The organism is Deltaproteobacteria bacterium HGW-Deltaproteobacteria-2 (assembly GCA_002840505.1).
Taxonomy (GTDB): domain Bacteria; phylum Desulfobacterota; class Syntrophia; order Syntrophales; family Smithellaceae; genus Smithella.
In genome coordinates, this window is sequence record PHBC01000001.1 from 592,513 (window position 1) to 604,500 (window position 11,988).

At 45.3% G+C, this 11,988-nt stretch carries 8 protein-coding genes; 2 read left to right on the forward strand and 6 right to left on the reverse strand.

Features of this window, described 5'->3' with window-relative positions:
* Positions 1-147: 147 nt before the first annotated feature.
* Entirely contained in the window at positions 148-1,788 is a 1,641-nt protein-coding gene (locus CVU62_02720; GenBank protein PKN39130.1) for a 2,3-bisphosphoglycerate-independent phosphoglycerate mutase, read from the forward strand.
* A gap of 411 nt (positions 1,789-2,199) precedes the next feature.
* Positions 2,200-4,011 (forward strand): long-chain fatty acid--CoA ligase, encoded by a 1,812-nt coding sequence (locus tag CVU62_02725; protein PKN39131.1) that lies wholly within the window; start codon positions 2,200-2,202, stop codon positions 4,009-4,011.
* 198 nt (positions 4,012-4,209) lie between these two features.
* On the opposite strand, the gene CVU62_02730 is transcribed toward CVU62_02725, so the two are convergent.
* From CVU62_02730 to CVU62_02755, 6 genes are all read right to left on the reverse strand, one after another.
* Positions 4,210-5,046, reverse strand: a complete 837-nt coding sequence (locus CVU62_02730) for an MBL fold metallo-hydrolase (protein ID PKN39132.1) — start codon at positions 5,044-5,046, stop codon at positions 4,210-4,212.
* A gap of 147 nt (positions 5,047-5,193) precedes the next feature.
* Positions 5,194-5,976 (reverse strand): crotonase, encoded by a 783-nt coding sequence (locus CVU62_02735; GenBank protein PKN39133.1) that lies wholly within the window; start codon positions 5,974-5,976, stop codon positions 5,194-5,196.
* A 74-nt stretch (positions 5,977-6,050) separates the two neighbouring features.
* A complete protein-coding gene (locus tag CVU62_02740) occupies positions 6,051-7,739 on the reverse strand; it encodes a long-chain fatty acid--CoA ligase (GenBank protein PKN39134.1) in 1,689 nt (562 codons plus the stop codon).
* Positions 7,740-7,891: 152 nt separating this feature from the next.
* Entirely contained in the window at positions 7,892-10,051 is a 2,160-nt protein-coding gene (locus CVU62_02745) for an iron-sulfur-binding reductase (protein PKN39135.1), read from the reverse strand.
* 164 nt (positions 10,052-10,215) lie between these two features.
* Positions 10,216-11,187 (reverse strand): electron transfer flavoprotein subunit alpha, encoded by a 972-nt coding sequence (locus CVU62_02750; GenBank protein PKN39136.1) that lies wholly within the window; start codon positions 11,185-11,187, stop codon positions 10,216-10,218.
* A gap of 23 nt (positions 11,188-11,210) precedes the next feature.
* On the reverse strand, positions 11,211-11,981 hold the full coding sequence (locus CVU62_02755) for an electron transfer flavoprotein subunit beta (GenBank protein PKN39137.1): 771 nt from the start codon (positions 11,979-11,981) through the stop codon (positions 11,211-11,213).
* Positions 11,982-11,988 lie beyond the last annotated feature (7 nt).

The window sequence follows — 11,988 nt, forward strand, 5'->3', positions numbered from 1 at the left end:
TATTTATAATTACGCCTCCCTACGGGAATGCGCTCCCGGTCAACAGCCCCTGCGTTTACATCTCTTTTCTTGACCTAGTATCAACTTTTAACTATAAAGAAATCTATGAAATATTCCAGTCTGGATTAGTAACAAAGGAGTATATCAATGTCTTTATGTCTTAATAAATTAGAATCCTTTCATGGAAGAAAAGGCCCCCTGTTGTTGATTATCATGGACGGGATAGGCATGGGAAAAGAAGATGAAACGAATGCCGTCTTTAGAGCGGATACACCTAACCTTGATAAATTATTAAAATCAGAACTATGCACGCAGCTGAAGGCTCACGGTACGGCAGTCGGATTGCCGTCAGATGACGATATGGGAAACAGCGAGGTAGGACACAATGCCATAGGCGCCGGCAGGGTCTTTGATCAGGGAGCCCGTCTTGTAAATACGGCACTCAAAACGGGAATGATTTTTCAATCCAGCGTTTGGGATAATATAGTAAAGCGTTCCCAAAATGGAGGGACGGTCCATTTCATCGGGCTGTTATCGAACGGGAATGTCCATTCCCATATTGAACAATTGTTCACCATGATCGACAAATGCGCTAAACTGAATTTAAAAAGAGTCAGGGTTCATGCCCTTCTTGACGGAAGGGATGTGGGAGAGAGGACGGCGCTTGATTATATTATTCCTACAGAGGAAAAACTAAAAAAGATCTCGGGGGAAAAGGGTCTCGATTACGCCATAGCTTCAGGCGGCGGGCGCATGAAGGTAACCATGGACAGGTACAATTCCGACTGGAATATCGTTAAGAGAGGATGGGATGCCCATGTCCTGGGAATAGGCAGAACGTTTTCATCAGCATCCGAAGCGGTAAAAACTTTTTACGCAGAAAATCCCAAGGCAACGGATCAGTATCTGCCCGCTTTCGTCATAACCGATGGTTCGGGGATGCCCAACGGGACAATCAATGACGGAGATGCCGTGATCTTTTTCAATTTCCGTGGTGACCGCGCCATTGAGATATCCAGGGCATTCTCCGAGAAGGAATTCTCTGAATTCGACAGGGGACCTCTTCCGGATATATTTTACGCAGGCATGATGGAGTATGACGGCGATGCCCATATACCTCCTCATTTTCTTGTGCAGCCTCCGGCTATCGATCGTACTATCAGCGAATACCTCTGCGCGGAGAAGGTAAAAACCTTTGCTGTATCTGAGATCCAGAAATTCGGTCATGTTACTTACTTCTGGAACGGCAATCGTTCCGGGTATATCGATGCATCCCTGGAAAAGTATGTGGAGATACCTTCCGACAGGATTGAGTTTGACCGCGCCCCGCAGATGAAGGCCAAAGAGATAACGGATACGGTTATAGACCTGCTCAAGAGCGGCGATTACAAATTCGGCAGGACAAATTTCCCCAACGGCGACATGGTCGGCCACACTGGCAAAATGGAGGCAGCCATTATTGCGGTGGAGACCGTGGATAAATGCGTGGGAGAACTGCTGGCAGTCATCAAGAAGATGGAAGGCATTGCCGTTATCACGGCGGACCATGGCAACGCGGATGAGATGTTCACCATAGACAAAAAGGGTATAAAATCAGTAAAGACCGCGCACACACTGAATCCTGTTCCCTTTGTAATTTACGATCCTCTGTATCAGAGAGAATATCGCATAGCGGATATCAAAGAAAAAGGCCTGTCCAATATTGCGGCAACCCTCCTGAATCTTCTGGGATATGAGAAACCGAAAGACTACGATCCGTCACTGATAGAAATAGTGTCCAAGTCATAAATTTAGTTCAACGTTCTAGGTTAAAAAATAACTTTGAACGTAGAACATTGAACGTTTACTTTCCTGCAATGTTGTCTGTCTAATTTTACTAATTCATACAATATTTCAATCCGTAATAAACACCCCTGGCGCCCTAGGGTAATCAACCTCAAATTTTATAACCAATATGTTTTTAACTTGACATTCTATGTTCGCGGCTTTATAAAAAAGCCATTACGATTCATGATACTCTTGAATTAGTGAAACACTACTTCATCCCTTTCAACTGCTTCTTCGTGAAGTATAATATGTAAAGTCTGTAATCAGTATTTAAACCGTTTCTTTGTACTATTTATCAATGGCAATTACGAAATAGTCTGTACTCATTTGTAATTTAAGAAAAATTTATTATGACAAAAGGAGGCGGGTATCATGGCGCAATTTCAAGAAACGTCGATGGGTGCAATTTTTCAAAACAGGGCTCAGCAGTATGGTGACAAGACGCTCGTCATTTACAAAAACAAGTCTGGTAAATGGGAGGAAATCTCCTGGAACAAACTCAACGAAATGGTCAGGGATCTGGGCATGTTCCTCATCAAAAGAGGCGTCCAACCCGGCGACAAGGTGGCTCTTTTCTCGCCCAACCGCTATGAGTGGTGGATGGCAGATTTGGCTATCATCTCGGTGGGCGCGGTGAATGTCCCCATCTACGCAACCAATTCCCCGGAGGAATCCCGCTACATTATCGACAACTCTGATGCCAAGAAGTGCTTTGTCGGCGCCAAAGAACACATGGATAAGATTCTTAAGGTCAAGGAAAAACTTCCGAACTTAGAGGAAATTATCATATTTGACGACCTCGATAAGCCCGTCGCCGGCGTCATAACCCTGACCGAGGCATTGAAGGAAGGCAAGGCAACCACAAATAAAGACGAATTTGAAAAGAGGCTGAAACCCATCAATATAGAAGATGTGGCAACCATCATCTACACCTCTGGTACCACGGGCAATCCTAAGGGTGTCATGCTCACGCACAAGAATTTCGTGTCCAACGTAAACCAGCTCAATGCAGTCGATCCGGAATTCCTCTCAGGCGATCATACCTTCCTGTCCTTCCTTCCCCTTGCTCATTCCCTGGAGAGAACTGTTGGATACTATACCGCAATCTTTCTCGGCCATAAGGTGGCCTTTGCCGAGAGCACGGAGAAACTCCTGGAAAATTTCCAGGATATACGGCCCACCTTCCTCGTCAGCGTGCCGCGCATCTATGAGAAGGTTCATGCGGGTATCACTGCCAAAGTTGCAGTTGCCTCACCAATAAAGAAGGCCCTGTTCAACTGGGCTATGGGGCTAGCCAGGGAAAACCTGCCGTATATCTGCAACGACAAAGAGAGGACCGGCTGGTTTGCGTTCAAATATAACCTGGCCGACAAAATTATCTTCAGCAAACTCAAGGTAGCTCTTGGGATGGATAAACTGCAGGGCGCCATGTCAGGCGGCGGACCGCTGTCCGTGTCAGATGCCGAGTTCTTCCTTGGTATGGGCATCAGAGTACTCGAAGGCTTCGGACTCACAGAGACCACGCCTGTAACCAACGGCAACAAGCCTAAAAAAATCAAGCCCGGGACCGTTGGCCCGGCACTAAAGGACACCCTCATCAAAATCGGCGAAGACGGTGAGATACTAATCAAAGGGCCGCAAGTCATGAAGGGATACTATAAAAACGAAGCGGCAACCAAGGAAGCCTTCACTCCGGATGGTTTCTTCCGCACCGGAGATATCGGCGAAATCGACAATGACGGGTACATGAAGATCACAGGCCGCATCAAGGACATTATCGTGACCTCCGGCGGTAAAAATATCTCTCCCCAGAACATCGAAAATACTCTAGTAACCTCCTCCTTCATCGAACAGGTGGCAATAATAGGCGATAACCGGAAGTATCTCTCCGCCCTCATTGTGCCCTCCTTTGCAACATTGGAGAACTGGGCCAAGGATAAAAACATTTCCTTCTCCAACCGCCAGGAACTCATCAAAAATCCCGAAGTAATTAAGCTATTCGAACATGAGATTGAAGAGCAGATGAAAGACTATGCTCGCGTAGAACAGATCAGGAAGTTCCTCCTCATGGAGAAAGAATGGTCACAGGATAGTGGCGAAATGACCCCCACTATGAAACTCAAGCGGTCAATTATTCGCAAGAAATTCGAGAAAGAGATCGAATCCATGTATCCGCCGGAATAGAGGATCTCAACCCCAAAAAGGAATATACCAAATTTTGCATTTTGCTTTAAAAGAAATGATTGCCACGTTCTCAACATGAATGACTCAACCCTAGGGCTCAGCCCTAGGGACATCCATGATAAGAAATGTCAAGAAGGGAAACGGATATTTCACTCAACGCTAGGGACATCATACTAGTTTTTCAAGCTTTATTTACCTTTAATTCATACAGGACGTACTGGATGTAGAATTAACATACTGTATGGCTTTACGAACCATTTGTTCTAAACTGACATTGCCGAAGGTCAACATTTTTACAAAATGCACCTCGTTTTTCGACATTTTTTTAATTATTTCTTTCTCTGATATTCCACTTTTAAGTAAACGCGCGATTTCGCCAGAAAAATTTTCCAGATACTCCAATTTTTTTTGAAGAGCTAAACGACCATCATGTTCTCTTGGATTGTGAGCGCAGAAAAGAGATTCGAAATCAAGCTTTAATACTTCCCTGATGGAATTGAAAGTATCTGTTAAATTCTCATCGGCACGAAAATACTTTATCTTTGAACCAAGATATAGATCGCCGCAGAATAACCAGCCGCGATTCTTCTCGAAAAAAATCGTGTGATCCTTGCTGTGACCCGGCGCATGAATAGGTATTAATGAAAATTCTTCCGTTTCAATAACAGGAGGCAAAGGAAGAATATTCGCTATTTCCGCCTTGCCCCATATCAGATGCTGATACATGAGAATATTGAAACCATCGCGCATTTTTTCGATAGTTTTTGGATGACCGAATGCTGGAATCTGTTTTTCTTTCATGATGGCCGCTACGTTTCCGCTATGATCTTCATGATGATGAGTTAAAAGTACACAATCGATTTTTTTATTTCGAACTATCTCCAAGACTTCTTTCCTCATATGAGACAATCCCGTATCGACAAGTATATTTCCAACGGAATAAAATATAGTTGTCATATACGGCTTACCTATGTATCCATAACCAAGCTCATATCCCGTAACGTCGCCAAAATGATGTGTCTTGCATAGTTTCATGGTATTATCGATTTAGTTAAACAATATTAACCCTTGGCTCAATACCGTTTTAATTAAAGATAATATTGAGTGGGCTGGACGGAAGCTTCGAGGCGTATTGTAAAAGCGAGACCTTCAGGACCCCCTTATAATAATAAGCCTTAACTTTTATTTCCCGATAAAATTCGGCTTTCTTTTTTCCAGAAATGCCTTCATGCCCTCTTTCTGATCCTGAGTGCCGAAACACTGAGCGATACAGCTTATTTCCAGTTTATTGGCATTATCCAATGGCAAATCAAATCCGTAATTCATTGCGTTCTTGGCCATCTTTAAAGCGAAGGGAGGAAGTTTGGCCAACTTTAAAGCGAATTTTCTGGATTCTTCCACGAGATTTTCCGGCAGACAAACTTTATTGACTAACCCTATTTCATAAGCACGCTGGGCATTAATTTGGCCACCACCTAAAATCATTTCTTTGGCTATGCCCATTCCTACCAACCGAGGCAGACGTTGAGTGCCTCCCCAGCCGGGCACAATTCCGATCAAAATTTCCGGTTGACCGAAAACCGCTTTTTCCGATGCGAACCGGATATCGCAGGCCAGAGCTATTTCAGTACCTCCTCCGAGAGCAAAACCATTAACGGCGGCAATAGACGGTTTGGGCATGGTTTCAATCAGCCGTAAAGTACGATGGCCCAGTTCCATTAATGTGAGAATTTCCACTGATGTGGAATCTTGCATCTGCGAAATGTCTGCTCCGGCCACGAAAGCCTTCTCTCCAGCACCGGTTAAAATCAGTACTTTTATTTTTTCATCTTTTTCGCAGGTTATCACCGCATCCAGAATTTCCGTCATTACTTCGAAATTCATGGCGTTTAGAACCTTAGGTCTGTTAAAAGTTATTGTCGCAATTTCCTCTTCAACGTTAAAAATTATATTTTTGTATTCCATAGTCCGCTACTTTTTTCCTTTCTTCAAAAAAAATGCGGAGGCGTCCATCATCACGCCTCCGCATTTCTGGTTAGTTAACCTTTTCTTTTCTTTAATTCTTCCGCCCGCAATTCTTTACGTAGCACCTTTCCTACAGTACTCTTGGGTAATTCCTTTCGGAATTCAACTTCCGTCGGCAGCTTATATGCCGCCAGATGAGCCTTGCCAAATTCGATCATTTCCTCGGCTGTAGCTGTTTCACCTTCTTTAAGAACTACAAAGAGTTTCACGTTCTCTCCGCGTTTCGAATCAGGGATACCGATGGAGCAAGCTTCCTGAACTTTGGGGTTACCGTAATAGACTTCATCGATATCGCGTGGATAAACATTATAACCTCCAGAAATAATCATGTCTTTTTTACGGTCAACTATATAAAAATAGCCTTCTTCATCCATTGTAGCGATGTCTCCTGTATACATCCAGCCGTCTTTCAGTACATTGGCTGTTTCTTCAGGCTTTCCTTTGTATCCCCTCATTACCTGAGGTCCCTTGACAATCAGTTCACCCGGTTTGCCGACAGGCATATCAGTTACACCGTCATCGAGGTCGACAATGCGAGCCAGCGTATCAGAGCAGGGAAGGCCTACACTACCAACTTTTTGTTTTCCGTTAAAAGGATTCATGTGAGTTACGGGACAGGTTTCCGTCATACCGAAACCCTCCGAAATGTAGGCTCCCGTGAGTTTCTGGAATTCCTGAATTACTTCGACAGGCAGAGGTGCGCTTCCGGAAAAAGCTCCTTTAATACAACTCATGTCCGTTTTCTTCAAATCGGGATGGTTCAGCATACCGATATACATGGTCGGAACCAGGGGCGTAAAGGTCGGCTTGTATTCCCTAATTGCCTGCAGTAAAGGTTCAGGCTGCGGCCGGGGAATGAGAATCTGATTCCATCCCATATAAACGCTCAGATTCATGGTTGTAGAAAGTCCAAACACATGGAAATAAGGCAATGCGCCCAACATTACTTCTTTTCCTTTTTTAAATGTTGGGAACCAAGCATCTATCTGCTGTACCTGCTTGCTGAGATTTCCATGAGTCAGGATAACCCCCTTGGACACACCGGTTGTGCCGCCTGTATACTGGTACATGGCAACATCGTCGAAAGTGAGTTTTACTTTCGGCGGATTGGGCTGATACTTGGCAATGCAATCCATCCAGCGATAGACGTCAGGGGTGGCCGGAACATCAGCGAAGGGAAACTTCTTTAATTTTTTCCCGAGAAATCTTTTTATCGGATTAAGAAAATCGCCGATGCCCATGTAGACGATCTGTTTGATCTTCGTCTTGGGCCGAAGAGCGATCATGCGCTTACCGAGAGCATCAATGGTAATGAGGACTTTAGATTCGGAATCTTTGAATTGGTGTTCCAGTTCGGGATCCGAGTAGAGAGGATTATTCATGACAACGATGGCGCCGATCTTCAAGATAGAATAGTAGGCGACAACGCAGGGAATACTATTGGGCAGGAGAATCGAGACGGCATCCCCTTTCTTGATTCCGAATTCCGTCAGGCAGGTGGCGAAACGATCCACCTGATCCTTGAACTGACGATATGTCAGCTTATATCCTACAAACACCATGGCTGTATCATCAGGAAAATCTTTTGCCGATTTTTCCAGATAGTCCGGCATGGTCAGTTCTCCATACTTGATATTTTCCGGAACACCTTTTTCGTATGATTTCAACCAGGGTTTGCTCTCATAAGTTATATTTTCTGCCATAGTATATACTACCCTCCCTATTTCAATTTTTTTGTTGCGGCATTATACTCCGCCGGCGTTTAAATTCAAACACATTTTTGTATTTTGATAAAAAAAGGCCCGGTCTGAAATCAGTCCGGGCCTTTAATAAACAAATGACTTTGAATATTTACTTAACTTGCGCAAACATCAACGGGAGCCTTAGTTTCTTCCAATCCCATAGCCTTGACAACGATTTCGGCTATATCCAAAGCAACCATTGTTTCCGTCTTCTGTCTGTCTTTGATTCCGTCAGAAATCATGGTCAGACAGAATGGACAGCCGACAGCCACCGTGCTAGCGTTTACAGCGATAGCCTGATCGGTACGCGCATTATTAATTCGGTCACCATGTTCCTCCATCCACATTCTGGCTCCACCGGCACCGCAGCAGAAGCTCTTGGAGAGATTGCGTTCCATTTCAACAAGATTCGTTCCGGGGATAGCACTCAAAATACTCCTGGGCTGATCGTAAACTTTATTATAGCGACCTAGGAAACAGGAATCATGATAAGTGAATGTCCCATCCAGTTTCTGCGTAAATTTAATCTTACCCTTCGCAATCAGGTCGGCGATAATTTCGGTGTGATGGTAAACCTCATAGTTGCCGCCAAAGTTCGGGTAATCTTTCTTGATACAGTTATAACCATGAGGACAAATGGCGATAATCTTTTTTACGCCATAGCCGTTCATGATCTCGATATTGGCCTGAGCCTGAGACTGGAAAAGATAATCGTTACCACCGCGCATCGCCGAATCGCCGCAGCAGCCTTCTTCTGTTCCCAAAATACCAAAGCTGACACCGGCCGCCTGCAGAATCTTGGCAAACGCAACAGATATCTTTTTGCCGCGGTCATCGAAAGAACCGGAACAGCCGACGTAGAAGAGATATTCCACGTTGGGATCTTCAGACAGAGTTTTAACACCCAGTTCTTTAGCCCAGTCACCGCGCATATGAGCTCCGATACCCCAGGGATTCGAGTTGTTTTCCATATTGCGGTAAGTCAATTGCAACTCCGGAGCGAAATCCGCTTCCGTCAGAACTTTGTAGCGGCGCATATCGATAATCTTCTGCACATGTTCAATCGAAGATGAACAGTTTTCCATGCAATACATACAGTTGGTGCAATCCCATAGTGTATTGAGATCAATAACATCGCCCACCAGAGCTTTTTCCGGAGTCTCGCCTTCCGCAGCTTCAGCGGGAGCAGATGATTCCGCTCCTTCCGCTGCCGGAACAACAGACTTGGCCGCCGCCAGAGGAGCTTTTTCCAGCCAGTAAGTTTTAAGATCCTGAACCAGCTTTTTCGGAGACAAATGTTTACCGGTCAAATAAGCGGGACAACCATCCTGACAGCGTCCGCACTTCGTGCAGGCGTCGGAATCAAAAATCTGTTTCCAGGTGAATTCTTCCAATTTCGATACGCCGAAGGACTCCTGATTTTCAATATCGCGAATCGGCTCTACATATCCGGTAGGTTTCAATGTTGCAAAGAAATGATTGGCCGGTGTTGTAATGATATGCAGCAGTCTGGAATAAGGAATGTAAGCAATAAAACCCAGAGCGATAAATGTATGTGTCCACCAGGATATCTTGTGCGCCGTTTTCGCACTTTCAATATCCATTCCCGAAATAATATTGGCCAGAGTCCAGCCGACAAATGAAGCTGTTTCCCATGTTGCATAACCTGTGGAGGGATCTTTTGTGGCGTGAATACGCAAAGCTTCAATGATGAATCCGGTGATAATGATACCGGCAATCAGCAAAAGAGCAACGGCGTCATCGGTAGTATTATCCGATGTGCCTTTGTAACCGAGACGATCCGGTTTTTGAACGTACCGGCGAAAAGCTGCCATCAACACTCCGATGAGAACCAACAGACCGAACAGATCCATCAGGAAGGAAAATCCCAGATAAAAGCTGCCGCGCAAAAACGCCCAGCTAAACAAAGGTTCCGTGATATGGAATTCTCCGGCATCAAAAGCTGCTCCGAAAATTAAAACAAAAAAGCCAAAAAAGATGCAGCCATGCATAATTCCCGGGTAAGCGTCTTTCCATGTCTTGACCTGTAAAAGTCCGTTCATAATGAGAGCTTTTATTCTTGCCGGAAGTTCGTCCACGCGGATTTCATCCTTACCCATCGCTTTCCACAGCTTCCAGCGTTTGTAAACACCATAAGCAAATATAGCCATGGCTATGGCAGTAAAAAGAAAAAGGAACGGCTCAAAGCTATGAGCGTTCCAGAAAACCTGACGACCTTCATTACCTATTCCAATAGGGCTAATATTTTCCATTGATCCTCCGAAATATTGAGGGTATTTGATACTTTTAACTTAATTTTCCCTCAAGTCCTTATTGACTTGAATACAAAATTATAAAATGTATAGTTTTTATATTTTTATAATCTGCTTTCGGCAACAGCTATAACCGTTGCCGAAAGCAGTTATTACTGAAATTTTTAAGCCATCAATTTCTTGCAGGCAGCGGTCAACTCGGGAACAACCTTGAAAAGATCATCCACAACACCATAATCGGCCTTGGTAAAGATGGGGGCTTCCGCATCCTTATTAATAGCCACGATGCACTTGGATGAGCTCATGCCGGCCAAATGCTGAATAGCTCCGGAAATTCCGCAAGCGATGTACAGATTCGGAGAAACAACTTTTCCGGTCTGTCCTACCTGATCTTTTTGCGGACGCCATCCGGCATCAACTGCTGCGCGGGAAGCACCGACTGTGCCTTTGAGTACGTCAGCCAGTTCTTCAAGAATCTTGTATTCATCCGGACCCTTCATACCGCGTCCGCCGGATACAATGATATTAGCTTCGGTCAAGTCAACCTTGCCGCTGGTGTCTTTCTGCACTTCCAGAACCTTGCTCTTGGGAGCATCAACAGCCACATCAACCTTGGTCACCGCGGCGGCTTTGGCGTTTTCCACAGCCGCGAACACGTTGGGGCGAAGCGATGCCATCGCCGGGGTGGTATTGAAGACTACATCGGCGAAGCACTTGCCGGCGTACATGGGACGAATTGCTACAAATTTTCCGCCATCTACTTTGATATCAGTACAATCAGTGGCGAGACCACCGGCCAATTTAGCAGCTACGCGGGCGGAAAGATCCTTGCCCTGAACGGACGCGCCAAACAGTGCGATTGCCGCATCGTTATCTTTTAATATTTTGGCAACCACCTGAGCGTGTGCTTCGGTAACATAAGGTTCCAAAGCCGCGTTGTCGCCTACAAAAACTTTATCCACACCGAATTTACCCAATTCGGCAGCCAGACTTTCTATACCTGAACCAAGCAGAATGGCGCTGACTTCATCTCCTGTCTGATCAGCCAGTTTTCTGGCTGCGGAAGCAAGCTCAAAACTTACTTTACGCAGGGCGCCGTCTCTTTGTTCTGCAATTACAAATATTCCTTTTGCCATTTTTCAATTCCTCCGCTTTTAAATTAAATAACTTTAGCTTCTTCCCTGAGACACCGGGCCACTTCCGCCGCCTTCTGCGCTGCATCATCACCGCAAATTATCTTGCCGGCAGCTCGGGCTGGGGGCGGAACAACTTTGGCTACTTTGGCTTTCACATCTGTGGCAATTCCCAAAGCCGCCGCGTTTTTCACATCCACTGGTTTCTTCTTGGCTTTCATAATGCCGGGAAGCGAGGCGTAGCGGGGTTCGTTGAGACCTTTCTGAGCCGTTACCACGCAGGGTAAGCTGGTTTCTATTGAGAGCTGTGCTCCTTCTATCGGCCGAATAACTTTCACGGAAGATCCGGCAAAATCCAATTTGGTGACCAGAGTCAACTGGGGAATTCCCAGCAGTTCGGCCAGCATTGCTCCGACCTGACCGGAGTCATCGTCAATGGCGCGCTGTCCGCAGAAGATAATGTCATGGGGCAGTCCTTTAATAGCAGCGGCCAGGGCAGACGCCGTGACAAAAGCGTCGGCGTTATCCAGAGCGGGATCACTGATATGAATGCCTTTATCCGCACCCATAGCCAGAGCGGTTCTGATTGTTTCCATTGCTCTTGCCGGTCCCACGGAGACAATCGTTACATCCCCGCCATTTTTTTCTTTAAGTTTCAGAGCTTCTTCGACGCCGAATTCATCATAAGGATTCATGACCCATTTAATCTGGCCATCTTCTATTCCTGATCCGTCAGCTTTGACCTTGATCTGGGCTTCAGTATCCGGTACCTGTTTTACACATGCGATAATATTCACTTTGTCC

What these genes read in the sequence shown, in the direction of transcription:
- CVU62_02735 (PKN39133.1), bottom strand. Translation starts at nt 5,976, where the DNA reads ATGGAATACAAAAATATAATTTTTAACGTTGAAGAGGAAATTGCGACA.
- CVU62_02725 (PKN39131.1), top strand. Translation starts at nt 2,200, where the DNA reads ATGGCGCAATTTCAAGAAACGTCGATGGGTGCAATTTTTCAAAACAGG.
- CVU62_02750 (PKN39136.1), bottom strand. Translation starts at nt 11,187, where the DNA reads ATGGCAAAAGGAATATTTGTAATTGCAGAACAAAGAGACGGCGCCCTG.
- CVU62_02730 (PKN39132.1), bottom strand. Translation starts at nt 5,046, where the DNA reads ATGAAACTATGCAAGACACATCATTTTGGCGACGTTACGGGATATGAG.
- CVU62_02740 (PKN39134.1), bottom strand. Translation starts at nt 7,739, where the DNA reads ATGGCAGAAAATATAACTTATGAGAGCAAACCCTGGTTGAAATCATAC.
- CVU62_02720 (PKN39130.1), top strand. Translation starts at nt 148, where the DNA reads ATGTCTTTATGTCTTAATAAATTAGAATCCTTTCATGGAAGAAAAGGC.
- CVU62_02745 (PKN39135.1), bottom strand. Translation starts at nt 10,051, where the DNA reads ATGGAAAATATTAGCCCTATTGGAATAGGTAATGAAGGTCGTCAGGTT.